The organism is Frateuria hangzhouensis, from assembly GCF_026410505.1.
GTDB classification, from domain to species: domain Bacteria; phylum Pseudomonadota; class Gammaproteobacteria; order Xanthomonadales; family Rhodanobacteraceae; genus Frateuria_A; species Frateuria_A hangzhouensis.
The window spans coordinates 139,967-157,315 of sequence record NZ_JAPMIU010000007.1; the positions used below are offsets into that span (position 1 = coordinate 139,967).

18 protein-coding genes are annotated in these 17,349 nt (G+C 68.4%); 7 read left to right on the plus strand and 11 right to left on the minus strand.

The genetic code is table 11. The features are described 5' to 3' along the window. Positions 1–59: 59 nt before the first annotated feature. From lptB to OSC30_RS09695, 5 genes are all read right to left on the minus strand, one after another. On the minus strand, positions 60–779 hold the full coding sequence (lptB, locus tag OSC30_RS09675; RefSeq protein WP_267171634.1) for an LPS export ABC transporter ATP-binding protein: 720 nt from the start codon (positions 777–779) through the stop codon (positions 60–62). A gap of 3 nt (positions 780–782) precedes the next feature. Next, entirely contained in the window at positions 783–1,394 is a 612-nt protein-coding gene (gene lptA, locus OSC30_RS09680; protein ID WP_323374208.1) for a lipopolysaccharide transport periplasmic protein LptA, read from the minus strand. After that, the gene (gene lptC, locus OSC30_RS09685; protein WP_267171703.1) at positions 1,360–1,962 is read right to left on the minus strand and encodes an LPS export ABC transporter periplasmic protein LptC; all 603 of its coding nucleotides are present in this window, start codon (positions 1,960–1,962) and stop codon (positions 1,360–1,362) included. Before lptC ends, lptA begins: the two co-directional genes overlap by 35 nt. Continuing rightward, positions 1,953–2,504 (minus strand): KdsC family phosphatase, encoded by a 552-nt coding sequence (locus tag OSC30_RS09690; RefSeq protein WP_267171636.1) that lies wholly within the window; start codon positions 2,502–2,504, stop codon positions 1,953–1,955. The genes lptC and OSC30_RS09690 overlap by 10 nt, the downstream gene beginning before the upstream one ends. Positions 2,505–2,572: 68 nt before the next feature. Continuing rightward, on the minus strand, positions 2,573–3,580 hold the full coding sequence (locus OSC30_RS09695) for a KpsF/GutQ family sugar-phosphate isomerase (RefSeq protein ID WP_267171637.1): 1,008 nt from the start codon (positions 3,578–3,580) through the stop codon (positions 2,573–2,575). A 156-nt stretch (positions 3,581–3,736) separates the two neighbouring features. Here OSC30_RS09695 and OSC30_RS09700 point away from each other — a divergent pair, with 156 nt between their 5' ends. Next, positions 3,737–3,994, plus strand: a complete 258-nt coding sequence (locus OSC30_RS09700) for a BolA family protein (RefSeq protein WP_267171638.1) — start codon at positions 3,737–3,739, stop codon at positions 3,992–3,994. 64 nt (positions 3,995–4,058) lie between these two features. Next, on the plus strand, positions 4,059–5,318 hold the full coding sequence (murA, locus tag OSC30_RS09705) for a UDP-N-acetylglucosamine 1-carboxyvinyltransferase (RefSeq protein WP_267171639.1): 1,260 nt from the start codon (positions 4,059–4,061) through the stop codon (positions 5,316–5,318). A gap of 183 nt (positions 5,319–5,501) precedes the next feature. Here the strand turns inward: murA and OSC30_RS09710 are convergent, their stop codons facing one another. From OSC30_RS09710 to purM, 3 genes are all read right to left on the minus strand, one after another. Further along, entirely contained in the window at positions 5,502–6,209 is a 708-nt protein-coding gene (locus OSC30_RS09710) for a DUF3108 domain-containing protein (protein ID WP_267171640.1), read from the minus strand. Positions 6,210–6,246: 37 nt separating this feature from the next. After that, positions 6,247–6,912, minus strand: a complete 666-nt coding sequence (purN, locus tag OSC30_RS09715; protein WP_267171641.1) for a phosphoribosylglycinamide formyltransferase — start codon at positions 6,910–6,912, stop codon at positions 6,247–6,249. 102 nt (positions 6,913–7,014) lie between these two features. Continuing rightward, positions 7,015–8,058, minus strand: a complete 1,044-nt coding sequence (gene purM, locus OSC30_RS09720) for a phosphoribosylformylglycinamidine cyclo-ligase (protein ID WP_267171642.1) — start codon at positions 8,056–8,058, stop codon at positions 7,015–7,017. 228 nt (positions 8,059–8,286) lie between these two features. On the opposite strand from purM, the gene OSC30_RS09725 reads away from it, so the two are divergent. The 4 genes from OSC30_RS09725 to OSC30_RS09740 all read left to right on the plus strand — a co-directional run bounded on the left by OSC30_RS09725 (position 8,287) and on the right by OSC30_RS09740 (position 13,760). After that, complete coding sequence (locus OSC30_RS09725) at positions 8,287–9,276, plus strand: DUF2066 domain-containing protein (RefSeq protein ID WP_267171643.1); 990 nt, start codon at positions 8,287–8,289, stop codon at positions 9,274–9,276. A gap of 89 nt (positions 9,277–9,365) precedes the next feature. Further along, positions 9,366–10,571 carry an AI-2E family transporter gene (locus OSC30_RS09730; protein WP_267171644.1) on the plus strand — a complete coding sequence of 402 codons (1,206 nt, stop codon included), beginning with the start codon at positions 9,366–9,368 and terminating at the stop codon, positions 10,569–10,571. Then, positions 10,568–11,263: a DnaA regulatory inactivator Hda gene (hda, locus tag OSC30_RS09735; RefSeq protein WP_267171645.1), complete on the plus strand. Its 696-nt coding sequence runs from the start codon at positions 10,568–10,570 to the stop codon at positions 11,261–11,263. Before OSC30_RS09730 ends, hda begins: the two co-directional genes overlap by 4 nt. 292 nt (positions 11,264–11,555) lie before the next feature. Further along, a complete protein-coding gene (locus tag OSC30_RS09740) occupies positions 11,556–13,760 on the plus strand; it encodes a reprolysin-like metallopeptidase (RefSeq protein WP_267171646.1) in 2,205 nt (734 codons plus the stop codon). A 192-nt stretch (positions 13,761–13,952) separates the two neighbouring features. Here OSC30_RS09740 and OSC30_RS09745 read toward each other — a convergent pair whose 3' ends face one another. After that, on the minus strand, positions 13,953–14,756 hold the full coding sequence (locus OSC30_RS09745; protein ID WP_267171647.1) for an inositol monophosphatase family protein: 804 nt from the start codon (positions 14,754–14,756) through the stop codon (positions 13,953–13,955). A 155-nt stretch (positions 14,757–14,911) separates the two neighbouring features. Here OSC30_RS09745 and OSC30_RS09750 point away from each other — a divergent pair, with 155 nt between their 5' ends. Beyond that, positions 14,912–15,670, plus strand: coding sequence for an RNA methyltransferase (locus OSC30_RS09750; protein ID WP_267171648.1), 759 nt, complete (start codon positions 14,912–14,914; stop codon positions 15,668–15,670). A 68-nt stretch (positions 15,671–15,738) separates the two neighbouring features. On the opposite strand, the gene OSC30_RS09755 is transcribed toward OSC30_RS09750, so the two are convergent. After that, complete coding sequence (locus OSC30_RS09755) at positions 15,739–16,338, minus strand: hypothetical protein (RefSeq protein WP_267171649.1); 600 nt, start codon at positions 16,336–16,338, stop codon at positions 15,739–15,741. Between the two features lie 22 nt (positions 16,339–16,360). Continuing rightward, positions 16,361–17,305, minus strand: a complete 945-nt coding sequence (gene oxyR, locus OSC30_RS09760; RefSeq protein WP_267171650.1) for a DNA-binding transcriptional regulator OxyR — start codon at positions 17,303–17,305, stop codon at positions 16,361–16,363. Positions 17,306–17,349 lie beyond the last annotated feature (44 nt).

The following is a 17,349-nucleotide window of genomic DNA, read 5'->3' on the forward strand; positions in this document are numbered from 1 at the left end:
ATCCTACCCCGGCGGCTGTGATGCGACCATAGTCGCGGCGGGCGCCGGCCCGCCTCGCGTCACAGCTTGAATTCACGCCCCAGGTAGACCTCGCGCACCTTCTCGTCAGCCAGGATGTGCGCCGGCGTGCCGCGCGAAAGCACTTCGCCGTCGTTGAGGATGTAGGCGCGGTCGCAGATGCCCAGCGTCTCGCGCACGTTGTGGTCGGTGATCAGCACGCCGATGCCCCGTTCCTTCAGGTGGCGCACGATGCGCTGGATCTCGCCGACGGAAATCGGGTCGACGCCGGCGAACGGTTCGTCCAGCAGCATGTAGCGCGGCTGCGCGGCCAGCGCGCGGGCGATCTCGACGCGGCGGCGCTCGCCGCCGGACAGGCTGATGCCTTTCTGGTCGGCGATGTGGGCGATCTTCAACTCATCCAGCAGGCTTTCGAGTTGCTCGTTGCGCTGGCGCGCGTCCAGCCCTTCGCGCAGCTCGAGCACCGCCATGATGTTGTCGGCCACGCTCAGCCGGCGGAACACCGACGCTTCCTGCGGCAGGTAGCCGATGCCCATGCGCGCGCGGGCATGCATGGGCAGGTCGGTGATGTCCTGGCGGTCCAGCCGGATGCTGCCGCCGTCGGCCTCGACCAGGCCCACCACCATGTAGAAGCAGGTGGTCTTGCCGGCGCCGTTGGGGCCGAGCAGGCCGACCACTTCGCCCTGGCGGATCGAGAATCCGAAATCGCGCACGACCTGGCGCGAGCGGTAGCGTTTCTGCAGGCCTTCGGCAGCGAGCATCGGTCAGGGCTGCCCGCTGCTGGTGGCGGGTGCCGGCACGGCGGTGCTGGTGGCGGGCGCCGGAGTGCTGCCGGCCGACGTCGCAGGGGCTGGCGCGCTGGCACGCGGCTTGGGTTTGAAAATCATGTGCACGCGGCCGTCACCGCCGCTGTCGCCGGTCATCTCGCTGGTCTGGGTGTTGTAGGTGAGCCGGTCGCCATGCGCTTCGCCGCGCCCCTGCTGGGTGATCGAGGCGTTGCCCTCGAGCACCGCGAAGTCCCTGGCCACCTTGTAGTCGATGCTGGCCGCTTCGCCCTGCATCAGGTTGCCGTTGTCGTCCAGCTGCTGGAGGTGGGCGGGACTGCCGGTGAGCAGCACGCTGTCGATCTCGGCGTTGGCGTCGAAGTGCACCTTGGCCAGGTCGCCGGTGGCCTTCAGCGAGCCTTGCGTGATCACCACGTTGCCCTTGAGCGTGGTGGTGCTGTCGGGCTTGCGGAAGCCGTCGAAGTGCGAAGCCTGCACGTCCATCGGCTGGTCGCGATCGGTGCGCTTGGCCTGGGCCGGCGCCAGCACCAGCAGGCCCAGCAGCGCGAGCGCCCAACTAGCGCGCATGCTGGCGGGGCGGGAACGTGGCATGGACGTCATCGAGCAGCTCCAGGTGTTTGTCGTTGAGGTCGGCACGCATGCCGATCCCTTGGATTCTAGTGCCGCCCTGCACCATCTGCGCCGGTGCCGCGGTCTGCAGGCGGTTCTGTTCGGGCCAGGCCGTCACGTCGGCCGTATCGATCGTGGTGCTGGCGGTGTCGTCGAAGGCCGCCCGCTCCATGTGTACCGGGCCTTGCAGCTTTAGCAGGCTGCCGTTGTGGTTGACCCAGCCGTACAGGGAGTGCCCACGCCAGTCGGGCACGGCCGGCTGGTTCGACGGCAGTCGGAACTGCGGGGCGTTGATGTACAGCGACGCGTCGCCTTCGCGGCGTTCCAGCCGTGGCGCGTCGATCAGGAAGCTCGGCAGGCCGTCGATGCCGTATTGGGTCAGCTTGAAGTCGGTCAGCGTGTAGCCCGAGCGCGGCGGACCGACGATCTGGTTGGCCGTGGGCGCGGGTCCGATCCACCAGAAAAGCAGCTGCGCGGCACCGGCCAGCAGCGCGACCACGACGATAGCCGCCGCCAGGCGGCGGTCGCGCAGCCACTCCCTCACCGCCAGCGTTCCTTTTCGTTGCCGGCCTTGCCCTGGGCATGCAGGATCAGGTCGCAGACCTCGCGCGCGCCGCCCTGGCCACCGGCGCGGCTGGTTGTCCAGTGCGCCCGCTCGGCCACCCACGGATGGGCGTTGGCGACCGCCACGGCAAGCCCGACCACGTGCATGGCGGGCAGGTCGGGCAGGTCGTCACCGACGAAGGCGGCCTGCTCGGGCGCCAGTTGCAGTGCGTCGAGCAGTTCCATCAGGCAGGCGCGCTTGTCGCCCTGGCCCTGGTAGACGTGGGTGATGCCCAGTTCCTCGGCGCGCAGCGCCACCGGATGGCTGATGCGCGCGCTGATGATCGCTACCTGCACACCGTGCACTTGCAGGCGCTTGAGACCCAGGCCGTCCTGCACGAAGAAAACCTTGGTCTCGCGGCCATCCTCGCCGTAGTACAGCCGCCCGTCGGTGAGCGTGCCATCGACGTCGAACACCGCCAGGCGGATGCCGGCGGCGCGGGCGAGGAGGGCGGGGGGAAGGTTGGTGAGGTAGGAAGATGTGGGCACGGTTGGGGACTGTCGTGGAAGAAGGTCAAAAGCGACCTTGCCTGATTTGTCCGATTTGTCGAGACAAATCAGACGACCCTGGCGCGCAGCAGGTCGTGAATGTTCAGCGCGCCGACCACGCGCTGGGCCTGGTCCACCACCAGCAACGCGTGGATCTGGTGCTTCTCCATCAGCTGCGCCGCTTCGATGGCGAGCTTGTCGGAGGTAATGGTCTTGGGGCCGCGCGTCATCAGTGCATCGACGGTGGCACCACGCAGGTCGACGTCCTCGTCGTCCAGCGCGCGGCGCAGGTCACCGTCGGTGAACACGCCGAGCAGGCGGCGTTCGGCATCGACCACCGCGGTCATGCCCAGGTGCTTGCGGGTCATTTCCATCAGCGCTTCGGTCAGGCTGGTGCCCGGCGCGACCATCGGGATGCCTTCGCCGGAGTGCATGATGTCGCTGATGTGCAGCAGCAGGCGGCGACCGAGGCTGCCGGCCGGGTGCGAGCGGGCGAAATCCTCGGCGGTGAAGCCGCGCGCTTCCAGCAGCGCGATCGCCAGCGCATCGCCCATCACCAGCGCCGCGGTGGTGCTGGCGGTGGGCGCCAGGCCCAACGGGCAGGCTTCGCTGGAAATGCTGGCGTCCAGGTGCACGTCGGCCTGGTGCGCCAGCGAGGATCTGGGATTGCCGGTGATGGCGATCAGCGGAATGCCCTGGCGCTTGATCACCGGCAGGATGAACAGCAGTTCATCGGTTTCGCCGGAGTTGGACAGCGCCAGCACCACGTCGTCGGGCTGGATCATTCCCAGGTCGCCGTGGCTGGCCTCGCCCGGATGCACGAAGAACGAGGGCGTGCCGGTGGAAGCCATCGTCGCGGCGATCTTGCGCCCGACATGGCCGGACTTGCCCATGCCGGTGACCACCAGCCGCCCGCGGCAGGCCAGGATCAACCGGCAGGCCTCGACAAAACTGGCGTCCACACGCGGCTCCAGCGCACGGATCGCGGCCGCCTCGGTGGCGATCACCGTGCGCGCGCTCTGGGCGATGGCGTCCGGATCCAGGTTGGCGGCGGGCGGGGCGATGCGTGCGTTCATGGGGTCTCGTCGGGGGCGGCGCGAAGCCGTTGGCATTTCTGTGCCATGGGATTTCCATTACCATGGCATATCCGCATTTTAACGTCATATGGCCGCGCGTTGGATTCATCAAGCGTTGTGGATCCGTACCTCCGTGCGCCGCCGATGGACCTTCCGATGGACCCTTCCCGCATCCAGTCCCTGATCGAAACCGGCCTGCCCGGCGCCAATGCGCAGGTCAGCGGCGACGACGGCGTGCACTTCGAAGCCACCGTGGTGGCCAGCCAGTTCGCCGGCAAGCTGCCGCTGGCGCGGCATCGCATGGTGTACGCCACGCTGGGCGAGCTGATGGGCGGGGCGATCCATGCGCTGGCGCTGAAGACGTTGACGCCCGAGGAAGCCGGGATTCGGGAATCGGGATTCGGGAATCGTTAAAGCGACCCGTCCTGCCCGTACCGCGCCCTTCGAACCCGAATCCCCAATCTCGAATCCCATATCCATGGCCAAAATCCTCATCAGCGGCGGCGAGCCGCTCCACGGCGAAGTCGCCATTTCCGGCGCCAAGAACGCCGTGCTGCCGATCCTCGCCGCCTGCCTGCTGGCCGACGGCCCGGTGACCATCTCCAACGTGCCGCACCTGCACGACGTGACCACCTTCATCGAGCTGCTCGGCCGCATGGGCGTCAACCTGGTGCTGGACGACCGCATGAAGATGCACGTCGATCCGCGTACCATCGAGAGCCACGTGGCGCCGTATGACCTGGTGCGCACGATGCGCGCCTCGATCCTGGTGCTGGGTCCGCTGGTGGCGCGCTTCGGCGAGGCCGAGGTGTCGCTGCCCGGCGGTTGCGCGATCGGCTCGCGGCCGGTCGACCAGCACATCCGCGGCCTGCGGGCGCTGGGCGCCGAGGTGACCGTGGAGAACGGCTACATCCGCGCCCGCGCCAAGCGCCTGAAGGGCGCGCGCATCGCCATGGACATGGTCACCGTCACCGGCACCGAGAACATCCTGATGGCCGCCACGCTGGCCGACGGCACCACGGTGATCGAGAACGCCGCGCAGGAGCCGGAAGTGGTCGACCTGGCCAACTGCCTGGTGGCGATGGGCGCGCGCATCGAAGGCATCGGTACGGCGACGCTGGTGATCCACGGCGTCGAGCGCCTGGAGGGCGCCGAATACGAAGTGCTGCCCGACCGCATCGAAACCGGCACGTTCCTCGTCGGTGCGGCGATGACCGGCGGCAAGGTACGTGCCCGTGGCGCCCGCGCCGGCACGATGGACGCGGTGCTGGCCAAGCTCGACGAGGCCGGCGCGCACATCTGCACCGGCGCGGACTGGATCGAACTGGACATGGGCGGTCGCCGCCCGAAGGCGGTCAACATCGTCACCGCGCCGTACCCGGCCTTTCCCACCGACATGCAGGCACAGTTCACCGCGCTCAACTGCGTGGCCGAGGGCGTGGGCGTGATCACCGAGACGGTGTTCGAGAACCGTTTCATGCACGCGCAGGAACTCAAGCGCCTGGGCGCGGACATCCGCCTGGAAGGCAACACCGCGATCATCCAGGGCGTGGACTTCATGAGTGGCGCGCCGATCATGGCCACCGACCTGCGCGCCTCCGCCTGCCTGGTGCTGGCCGGGCTGGTCGCCCGCGGCGACACCACGGTCGACCGCGTGTACCACATCGACCGCGGCTACGAGAACATCGAGGAAAAGCTCGGCGTACTCGGGGCCAGGATTCGCCGCCTGCCCAACTGAGGGCACGTCGCGAGCTGGAACGGCGCCGCGCGTCCCCGCGGTGCCCCCTGCCTTGCAGGAGTCCACTTATGGGCGATGCTTTTCGGCCCGATGCACTCGACGGAAAAGAGCATCGCCCACAAGTGGGCTCCTGCCGGCTGTTCGGCTCCGTTTCTTTCTACGGTCGCGCGGGCATTGGAGCGGTTATCGCTGGCTGAAGCCGACCAGCTCCATCGTCAGGTCGCCACCATCGTGTTGCGACAACTTCACCGGCAACGGATAGCGCTCGGGTACATACCAGGCACTGAAACCGCGATCGGCATCGCTACGATCCACCCGCACGGCGTCGAAGCTGCCGGCCGGCACGGTGACCTTTTCCTTGCCGGACACCTTGAAGCGCTGAGTCTCGACCTCCTGCTTCACCGCGACCGGCAGCGCGATCTGCGGCTGTCCATGGCGCAGCGCCAGGCCGATCGCCAGCGCCGTGGTGTTGCGCTCGACCATGCCCGGCTTCGCGGGATAGGTGATCGCACCCTTGCCCTCGTCGACGGTCACCTGCCGCTTGGCCCAGTCCACCGTGACATGGCGCCGCTTGCTCTTGATCGCCGCGTCCAGCCGGTAGTCGTAACTGACCGCCTCGGGCACGTCGCCTTTCCAGCGGACGTGCGAAACCTCGTCGAGCTTCGCGCCCAGCATGGCCGCGAGGCCCGAGGTGCCGCGTATGTGCTTGCTGTATTCCCACTGGCCGTTGCCCAACGGTTTCAGGCTCACCGTCGCCTCGCCCATCGGCGAGCCGTCGCGCAGCACGCGGTAGGTGGCAGTGAAGGCCTGGGGCGGCGCGGCGAGGGCGAGGCCACTGGCGCTGGTCAGGACCAGTGCGGCGGCCAGGCGAAGCAGGCGTGGAAGTGTCATGCGATCGAGTCTGCCGGCCATTGGCTGAACCTCGGGTTCAGGCGGATTCCAGCCCCTGCGTGGAGAGCCGCATCGGCGCGCCGAGCGGTGCGCCATCCAGCCACGGGCCGCCGTCGCGCCAGACCAGGCGCCGCTGCGCGACCAACGCGACCACCGCCGGCAGCAGTCGATGTTCCAGCGGCAGCAGGCGCTGGGCCAGGCGCTGTTCGTCTTCGCCAGGCTCGATCGGCAGCACGGCTTGTGCCAGCACCGGGCCGCCGTCCAGTTCCGCGGTCACGAAATGCACGCTGGCGCCGTGCTCCAGGTCGCCGGCCTCCAGAGCACGTCGATGCGTATGCAGGCCGCGGTATTTGGGCAGCAGCGAGGGATGGATGTTGAGCATGCGTCCGGTCCACGGTGCGATCGCTTCGCCGTCGAGGATGCGCATGAAACCGGCCAGCACGATCAGCTCGGCTCCGCTGTCGGCGAGCTTGCCGAACAGCTCCAGGTCGAACGCGCGGCGATCCGGGTAGGCCTTCGGATCGAGTACCAGCGTGGGGATGGCCGCCGCCTCGGCCAGGCGCAGCGCGCCGGCGTCGGGCCTGTCGCTGGCCACCAGCACGAACTCGGCCTTCAGTTCATCACGATCGCGCGCGGTCAGCAGCGCGGCGAGGTTACTGCCGCGTCCGGAGGCGAGGACGGCGATGCGAAGAGGGGAAGGCATATCTGTCTGTGTCGTTCACGCCGAGCGTGGATCCGGGGAACGGAGCCGAAGGCAGCCCTTCGACTTCGCTGCGCTACGCTCAGCGCGAACGGCTGGCGGGTTTCAACCGATGTGGACGCGCTCGTCGCCCTGCGCCGGCACTACCTCGCCGATCACGCGGCTGGCCAGCCCGTGCTTCGCCAGCAGCGCGCCGGCGCCGTCGATCGCCTCGCGCGGCAGGATCACGGTGAAACCGATGCCGCAGTTGAACGTGCGCCACATTTCCTCGCGCGCCACCTTGCCCTCGCGCATCAGCCAGTCGAACACCGGCGGCAACACGATCGCGTCGGCGTCGAGCGCCACGCCCAGGCCCTCGGGCACCACGCGGATGATGTTTTCCTTCAAGCCGCCGCCAGTGATGTGCGCCATGCCGTGCACTGGCTGGCCCTTCAGCAGCTCCAGCATCGGCTTGACGTAGATGGTGGTCGGCGCCATCAGCGCGTCGGCGAGCGTGACGCCACCAAGGTCGAGCTCCAGCCGCCCGTTGTCGGGTGTGGCGCCGGCGCGCTCGAGGATCCTGCGCACCAGCGAATAGCCGTTCGAATGCGGGCCGGAGGAGGCCACGCCGAGGATCACGTCGCCGGCCACGATGGCCTGGCCGCTCATCAGTTGCGATTTTTCCACCGCGCCGACGGTGAAGCCGGCCAGGTCGTATTCGCCGGGCGGGTACATGTCCGGCATCTCGGCGGTCTCGCCGCCGATCAGCGCGCAGCCGGCCAGCTCGCAGCCCCTGGCGATGCCGCCGACCACCGCCACGGTGGTGTCCACGTCCAGCTTGCCGGTGGCGAAGTAATCGAGGAAGAACAACGGCTCGGCACCCTGCACCAGCACGTCGTTGACGCACATGCCGACCAGGTCGATGCCGATGGTGTCGTGCCGGCCCAGCTGCTGGGCGAGCTTGAGCTTGGTGCCGACGCCGTCGGTGCCGGAAACCAGCACCGGCTCCTTGTAGCGGCCGGCCAGGTCGAACAATCCGCCGAAACCGCCCAGTCCGCCCATCACCTCGGGCCGGAAGGTGCGCTTGACCAGCGGCTTGATGCGTTCGACCACGGCATTGCCCGCGTCGATATCGACGCCGGCGGCGCGGTAGGTGAGGGCGTCGGACATGGCGAAGGCAAGCCTGGGGAAAGCGCGCAATTCTACCAGCACCCCCGGTCCGCCAGCACGAAGGGTGGCGGGGCATGGTTGATGCCACCGTGCAGGATCCTTCCTGCACGACCGTTCGCGCTTCCGGAAGCGAACGTTCGCGGCCTGGCGCATCGCTCGCCATGGACGCTGCCGGCCGGATTGGGCAGACTCCCCGGATAACAGAGCCTCCACGGACGATTCCCACCCATGCGCCTGCCACGCCTGCTGACTGCCTTCCTCCTGCTGGGTCTCCTGGCGCCCATGGCGCGGGCACAGGTGCCGGTGCCCGTGCCGAGCTCGCCCTACGAGGTGATCGTGCCAGTGGGCGATACCAGCGAAGCGCTGCGCGACGGGGCCTTCGCCACGGCGCTGGGCCAGGTGCTCGAACGCGTGGCCGGCGGACAGGATCTGCGCAACAAGCCCGGCTACGAGGATGCACTGAAGGGCGCGCCCGGCCTGGTGCAACAGTTCCAGTACCAGCGTGCCGGCAGCGGCATCGTGCTGCGGGTGAAGTTCGACCCGGGCGCCGTGCGCCGCCTGATTGCCCGCATCGGCGTGCCGGCGGCCGGCGTGAAGCCGCCGGTGCTGGTGCTGGTGCGCGGCAGCGACGGCAGCCTGCTCGGCCAGGAGGCGCTCGGTCCGCTGGCGCAAGCCGCCGAGGCGCGCGGCTACACGCTGGCGTGGCCCGATCTCGCGGACGCACCGGATGCCTCGGCGATCGCCGGTGCCGATCCGGCGGCGCTGGCACAGGTCACGCGGCGCTATCACACCGGGCTGATCCTCATCGGCAACCTCAAGGGCGGCAGCGCGGACTGGACACTGGTTTCCGGCGGCAAGCCACTGCCGTGGAGCGACCAGGCCGTCAGCCAGGACGCGCTGCTCGCCGACGCCGGCAATGCCCTGGCCGACCGGCTGGGCAAGCAGCTCAACGTGATCGGCGCCAGCATCAGCAGTGGCAAGCTGTGGGTGGGTAAGGTGGAGTCGGCGCAGGCCTACGCCGACATGCTGGCGATGTTGCGAGCCGATCCGGCCGTGCGTGAGGTGAGCACGCTGGCGGCCGCCAACGATGGCTTTCTGCTCGCCATCAAGGCGAGCATGCCCCCGGCCGCGCTCGCTGCCAGCCTGGCCGCGGGCGGGCGGGTGATCCAGGGCGCGCCGCACGCGGGGGCGGACGCCAGCCTGCAGTGGCTGCACTGAGGGACGACCCTTTAATGCCCGCCGGGGGTGCCTTTCGGCCGGAAATGAGCATCGCCCGCGAGCGGGCTCCTACAAGGGAAGGACGCGCCATGCATCGCTCGAATGAGGCTCCACCCGTGACCCACGACATTTCCCGCCGCTGGCAACTGCTCGCGATCGTGCTGGTGATCGGCTACCTGGTCTGGCTGCTTGCGCCGGTGCTGATGCCCTTTGCCGTCGCCGGCATGCTGGCCTACCTGGGCGATCCGCTGGCCGACCGGCTGGAACGGGTGGGCATGAACCGCACGCTGGCGGTCAGCATCGTCTTTTTCGTGCTGGTGCTGCTGCTGGTAGGCGCCTTGCTGCTGCTGGTGCCGCTGATCTCCGACCAGATCGAAAACCTGGTCCACAACCTGCCACGCTACGTGGACTGGATCCAGCACACCGCGCTGCCCTGGCTGCAGGCCAAGCTCAACCTGGACCCGGATGCGTTCGACACCAGTCGGTTGATGACGGCGATCCGCGGGCACATCGGTTCGATCGGCGCGGTGGCGACGACGGTACTGGGCACCGTGTCGCGCTCGAGCATCGGCGCGGTGATGTGGCTGACCAACCTGGTGCTGATCCCGGTGGTGGCGTTCTACCTGCTGCGCGACTGGGACCGCCTGATCGCCTACATCGACAGCGTGCTGCCACGCTCGGTACAACCGACCGTCGCCCACCTGGCGCGTGGATCGGATGCGGTGCTGGGCGCCTTCGTGCGCGGCCAGTTGCTGGTGATGCTGGCGCTGGGCATCTTCTACGGTACCGGCCTGACGCTGGTCGGGTTGTCGGTCGGTCCGCTGATCGGCATGGTGGCCGGGCTGCTCAGCTTCGTGCCGTACCTGGGCTTCATCGTCGGCTTCGGCGCGGCGATCATCGCCGCGCTGGTGCAATACGGCGACTGGGCGCACCCGCTGATGGTCTGCGGCGTGTTCATCGTCGGCCAACTGCTGGAAGGCTACGTGCTGGTGCCCAAGCTGGTGGGCGACAAGATCGGCCTGCATCCGGTCGCGGTGATCTTCGCGGTGCTGGCCGGCGGCTACCTGTTCGGTTTCCTTGGCGTGTTGCTGGCGCTGCCGGCGGCCTCGGTGATCATGGTGCTGCTGCGTTACCTGCTCGAGCGCTACCGCCTGAGCGAGCTATACACACAAGCGGGGCCGGATGATCCGGTGATTGCCGAGGTCGACGTGACGGTGAATACGTCCGCAGGCAGCGGGCAGGGCAGTGCGAGCGTTCCCGCGCAACAGCCGCCCGGAGGCGACGGGACGCCATGATCCCGCAGTTGCCGCTTGCCTTGCGCTGGCCGCGCAGGCAGCGTTTCGAACATTTCCATGCCGGCGCCAACGCAGCCGCACTGGCGGCCGTGCGTACGCTTGCCGAGACCCCGGAGGCGCCCTGGGTCTATTTGCACGGTCCGGCCGGAAGCGGTCGCAGCCACCTGCTGCTGGCCGCCTGCCAGGCCGCCAGCGCCGCCGGCCGGCGCGTGCAGTACCTGCCGTTGAGCGCCATGCACGAGCACATCGGCGCTCTGCGCGGCGTGGGCAGCAGCGAGCTGCTGGCCATTGACGACCTGGGGATGCTGGCCGGCGAGCGCGCCGCCGAACACGCGCTATTCGACCTGTACAACCAGGTCCGCGCCGATGGCGGGGCGATGCTGTTCGCCGCCGCCTCGGCACCGGCCCAGCTCGGCATCGGCTTGCCGGACCTGCGCTCGCGGCTGGGGGCCTGCACCCAGTTCGCACTCAAGCCGCTGGACGACACCGAACGCCGCGCCGTCCTCAGGGAACAGGCCGCCGCCCGCGGCATCGGCCTGGACGACGCCGTGCTGGACTGGCTGTTCGCCCGCTACGCACGCGATCTGGCCGCGCTGCTCGACCTGCTGGACAAACTCGACCAGGCCTCTCTGGCCGCCAAGCGCAGGATCACCGTGCCGTTCCTGCGGGAATTCCTGCGGGAAACGCACTGAGCCGCCGTTCGGCCGGTCTCGAAAAGCGCATTCACACATGGTGGTTTCCCGCACGACTGGCAGGGCCAGGGGTGTGGCTGCCTGCCTGGCAACCTGGCGGCACATGCATGCCGCCGTCGATCGATTGCGCATCATGTCGCCTGTGCGAAACGGGGTAGCCCATTGGAGCCGTTCCCGGCTTTTGTGCGCTGCTTCGGCTTTACACAAAACGAATACTTAGCCGTGGTCATGCTTTCCCCTGCGCACCGTGCCTGGCGAAACGAGGCACACAAATCATAGACAGGGAGTAGCCATGTCCAGGACGCTGATGTTGGCGATGTTGTTCGCGTCGGGAGCGGTCTTTGCCGCCCCGGTGGTTCCGTTCAATGCGGTAGGTGGCGAAGCAAGCTTCATTCGCGGCACGGATCGCTACTATCCCGTGCAGATCGAGCGATCTGCGCCGCAGGTGGCCGCTGCCGAAGGCGGCATGTGGCTGCCGGAACCAGATGGTGGAAGGGTTTATGCCCGCACGGTCCACGTGACCAAGCAGGCCGGTGGCATCGAGACCTGGTTGGGCAAGGTGTCGGTGCCGGGGGGCGAGGCGAGCGTCGTGATCACGATGGGGCCGGACGCAGCCTTTGGTTCGCTGCTGACTGCCGATGGCAAGCCCTACCGGCTGACCACCCGCAACGGCAAGACTTATCTGGTGCGCAAGGACGCTCGTGCGACGCTGCTCCGCGCTGGCGGCCCGAAGGCGGCTCCGCCGGGGCTGGACTACCGTGTCGCTCCTCACGAGCTGCAAGCCAGCGCGAGCGTCCCGAATTCGCTGGCTGCACAACCGACCGCCAACGCCACTGCGACCTCCTCGACCGTGGACGTGTTGCTTGCATACACGCCCGGCATGGTCACCCGCTACGGTTCGACCTCGGCGGTCAATACGCGACTGAACTATCTCGTCGCCGTGGCCAACAAGGCCTATTCCGATAGCCGGCTGAACTACCGCGTCCGGCTGGCCGGCACGATGGCGGTCAACTACTCGGACACCGGGGCCAACGGACAGGTTCTGGACGATCTGGTCAACACCTCGCCCAGTGGCCGGCTGGCCTCGGTGCGGGCCCGCCGCGCTGCGCTGGGAGCGGATCTGGTGAGCGTGATCCGTCCCTTCACCTCTGCCGGCCAGGGCGGCTTTTGCGGGCTGGCTTATCTCATTGGCGAGAACCAGACGCCCTTTACCACCCAGTCAGCGCCCTACGGCTATTCCACCCTTGGCGACGGCATGGACCCGTCCACCAACGAATACTGCGTGGACACTACCCTGGCGCACGAGATGGGGCACAACATGGGGCTGGCTCACAACAAGGCCGACTCCCCTAACCCGGGCGCCTTCAGCTATGCCTACGGTTATCGACGGACGCTCGCCACGGGCAGCTTCTCCACCATCATGGCCTATACGACGGCCGCCCAGGAGCCGGTACCGTATTTCGCCAACCCGGACATCACATTGTGCAACGGCAACCGTTGCGGCGATCCCACGACGGCCAACCAGACCTTGGCGCTCAACCAGACCATGCCCGTGGTGGCACGGTTCGCCACGGCTCCCGACATGCCACGGTTCGACCTCAATGGGGATCGCCAGGCCGACATCCTGCTGCGCAACAGTACCTCCTTCACCACGATGCTGGAGACGGCCGACTTCCTTCCCGACACCCTGACCCGCACAGCGGCCGCGGGCTACAGCATCGCGGCGACCGGCGACCTGGATGGCAATGGGAGCGCGGATCTGGTCTGGACGAGCAGTGCTAGAGACCTGTTCTTCTGGATGAACGACGGCGCCAATTCCTATCAGTCGCTGGCCGGACCGAGCTACGCCGCCGGCTGGACGCTCGTGGGTACGGGCGACCTCAACGGCGACGGCAAGGACGACCTCGTCTGGCTCAACTCGACCACGCGCCAGCTCATGTACTGGCTGATGGATGGCGCAACCGTGGCGAGCAGCAAGACGACATCGGTCACTGCGGGCTATTACGTGGCCGCCATCGGCGACTTCAACGGGGACGGCCGGGCCGATCTCGCATGGAGCAGCCCGGCGCGCGATCTGTATATCTGGAGTACCAGCGCCAACGGCAGCTTCACCAGTGCGCGGTCGCTGAGCTATCCGGCCGGCTGGCGCCTGATGGGCAGCGGCAAGATGAACGCGGATCAGCGTGCCGACCTGGTCTGGCTCGACGAGGCCGGCCATCAGTTCGCCTACTGGTTGATGAACGGCAGCAAGCGCATCGGCTACCGGATCATCCCGGTCGCGGCCGGGTATTCGATCGCCGCGATCGATCGCTATTCCAGCGCCGGCGATGGCATCCTGTGGACCAGTGCTGCCCGCGACATGTACGTGTGGAGGAACAACGGCGCGGGCGGTTTCGTGTCGAGGAACATTGCGGCCTATCCGAACGGGAGTGGGGGCTACCTGCAGACCTACCCGACCGGCTGGAGCATCCTGTCCAACTTGCCGGTCAGGCCGTAACCCTTAGCCGTTGGAGAAAGAAGAAGGCCGCCGCGCGCCAACCGCGGCGGCCTTTTTTTGCCCGCGACCGGCTTTGCCGCTATGCGGCAGGTTCGCGGCCGATATCCAGGGGTCCACCCAGGTGCGTGGCCATCGCGACGCTGGAAAGAAAAGGGCGCCCGTCGGGCGCCCTTTTCGATCTGCCGAAGCCGCTCAGGCCTTGAGCAGCGCGGGCGTGGCCTGTTCACCGATGGCGTCGGCCATCGCCTTGGCCACATGCAGGTTGCCGGCGATCAGGTTGCCGCTGGCGGGCATGCCGTCGCGGCCGGCGAAGTCGCAGTAGCGGCCGCCCGCCTCGCGTACCAGCAGTACGCCGGCGGCCATGTCCCAGGGCTTCAGGCCGATCTCGAAGTAACCGTCGTAGCGCGCCGCGGCGGTGTAGGCCAGGTCCAGCGCGGCCGAGCCGGAGCGGCGGATGTCTTCGGCCTGCCCAAGCATGGCGCGGGTCATCGCCAGCTGCGCGTCGAGGTGTTCGCGCTGGCGGTAGGGGAAGCCGGTGGCGATCATCGCGCCGCCCAGGTTCTCGCGCTTGCCCACGCGGATGCGCCGGTCGTTCAGATAGGCGCCGTCGCCCTTGCTGGCGGTAAACAGCTCGTCGCGCAGCGGGTCGAACACCACGCCGTAGATCGGCACGCCTTTTTCGACCAGCGCGATCGACACGGAGAAATGCGGGATGCCGCGCAGGTAGTTGTGCGTGCCGTCCAGCGGATCGATCACCCAGGTCAGCGGCTTCTTGCCTATCGCGCCGCCTTCCTCGGCGAGGATGGCGTGGTCGGGGTAAGCGCGGCGAAGTTCCTTGACGATCTCGGCCTCGGCCAGGCGGTCGACTTCGGAGGCGAAGTCCATGCGCTGCTTTTCGACCACGTGCAGGCCGTCGATGCGGTTCATGTAGCGCAGGATCACGTTGCCTGCAGAGCGCGCGGCGCGCGCCGCGATGGTGACGGCGGGTCTTGGCATGGCTTCGGCTTGGGAAAAAGAGCGGGGTCGCGGCCGGCGATTCTAGCAGAGCCGGCCCGTTCACCTGTAGAAGCGCCCCCGGGCACGAGTGCCATGCCCGGAATCCGCAGGACGGCGGTTATCCTTGCCGGCCCGAGTCCGTTCGCCTTTCGCCCATGACCGATACCGCTGATCTCGCCAAGCTGTTCCGTTTCGTACTGGTGCGCACGTCGCATCCGGGCAACATCGGCAGTGCGGCGCGGGCCATCCGCACGATGGGGTTCACCCGGCTGGAGCTGGTCGCGCCCGCCGACTTTCCCAGCCGCGAGGCCGACGCGCTGGCGGCCAACGCGGTGAGCGTGCTGGCCGGGGCGGGCCTGCACGCGTCGCTGGTCGACGGGTTGGCGGGGGCCACCTTCGCGCTGGGCCTGTCGGCGCGCCGGCGCGGCGTGAACCTGCCCGAGCTGACCCCGCGCGAAGGCGCCATGCAGGCCCTGGCGGCGGCGGCGCGCGGCGAGCAGGTGGCGCTGGTGTTCGGCAACGAGCGAACCGGGCTGGAGAACGAGGAGCTTGCGCGCTGCCACGCGATGGTGCGCATTCCCAGCGTGGAGGACTACAGCTCGCTCAATCTCGCCCAGGCGGTGCAGGTGATGGCGTACGAGCAGCGCCTGGCGATGCTGGGCGATGCGCCGGCGCCCGCCCCGCCCGAACACGACGAGCCGCCAGCGGACGCGGCGCGGATGGAGCGCTTCTTCGAGCACCTGGCGCAGACGCTGGACGACATCGAGTTCCACAAGGGCCGCGAACCGACCACGATCATGTTGCGCCTGCGCCGGCTGTTCCTGCGCGCGCAGCCGGACGAGCGCGAGCTGCGCATCCTGCACGGCGTGCTGGCGGATGCGCAGCGGATGGCCTCGCTGGCCAGGCGCCCGTAAGAGCGCTGCCTTCGCTGGTTCCGAACGGCCGGCCAGTCCGATTCCTGTAGGCGCCCACAAGTGGGCTCCTACAAGGGCACCGGCTCCAACGCTTCCACGTACACCAGCTCGCAGGCGCCGTTGCCGGTGTCCTCGCGGGTGAGCGAAGTGCGCCAGCGCCAGCCGTCCGCGCGGCTGGCGTCGACCAGGAAGCCTTCGATGCGCACCAGTTCGCCGGCGCGTACGCGGTCCATCGCGCGACGTACGGCTTCGTCGGCGGGAATCAGGTGCATGTTGGCGCTGGAGGTTTCGATCTCGCGGCGCGGGATCGGGAAGGCGTCCACGTGCCAGTGGTAGAAGCGGGACGATTGCCCAATCTCGATCTGCGACAACACCGCGCTGTCGGACATGCGGCCCCAGCCCAGCGCCAGGTCCGTCGGCGCCAGGTCGGCGCCGGCGTCGAAGCGGTAGTCCTTGCGCGAAAGCACGCGGGCGGTCAACGCGACATGGGCGCGGGTGTGCAGGGTGATGTCGCCGCGCTGCAGCAAGGTGCCCTGGTCCAGGTCCATCTGCGCGGGCGCCTTCGCGGCGAGTACGCCCGGCAGCGGGTGCAGCGGGCGGTGCCGCCACCAGCCCAGCGCGCCCCAGCCCAGCAGCACCAGGAGCGCGATCCACGACCATCGCCGCATCGCCATTTCCCCCTTGGTAGCCTCAGGCGCGCTTGCGCCGCGGATGGGTCGGTGCGCTCAACGCCGGTTCGAACAATTCGGCGGGCAGGCTGCGCATCACCTCGGCGAACCGTTCGAGGAAAGGTCCCAGCGACGAACTCTTGCGCCACACCAGCGCGATGCGGCGGCTCGGCGCATGGCCGGAGAACTCAAGCAGCCGCACGTTGTCGGTGCGTGCCACCGGCGGCTTGATCGCCAGCGTTGGCAGCAAGGTGATGCCGACGTTGGCGGCCACCATCTGGCGCAACGTTTCCAGGCTGGTGGCGCGGAAACCCACCTTCTCGCCGGCACCGGCCAGCTGGCACAGCTCCAGCGCCTGGTCGCGCAGGCAGTGGCCGTCCTCGAGCAACAGCAGGCTTTCGTCCTCGAGGTCGGCGAGCTTCAGGCGCGCCTTGCGGTGGGCCAGCGGATGGTCGTCCGGCACCGCCAGCACGAACGGCTCCTCGAACAGGAACTCGGTATGCAGGCTCTCCTCGTGGATCGGCATGGCGAGGATCCCCACGTCCAGCGTGCCCTCGCGCAGCATGCGGATCACCTGCTCGGTCTTCTCCTCGATCAGCAGCAATTCCAGCCGTGGGAACCGCTGGCGCACCAGCGGCACCAGGTGCGGCAACAGATAGGGCCCCAGCGTGGGGAACACGCCCAGCCGCAGCCGTCCGGCTTCCGGATCGCGCGTGCGCTGGGCGATCGCCCTGATCTCCTCGACCTCGGCCAGCACGCCGCGCGCGCGGCGGGCGATCTCGCGGCCGGTTTCGGTGAGCAGCACCTTGCGCGGCGTGCGCTCGACCAGTGCCACGCCCAGCTCGTCCTCCAGCTTTTTTATCTGCGTGGACAAGGTCGGCTGGCTGACGAAGCTGGCCTCGGCCGCGCGACCGAAATGGCGGTGCTCGGCAAGCGATACGAGGTAGGCGAGATCGCGCAGGTTCACGGCGTGCTCCGATAGGGCTCGCCTATGATTCTGGGGGCGATGAT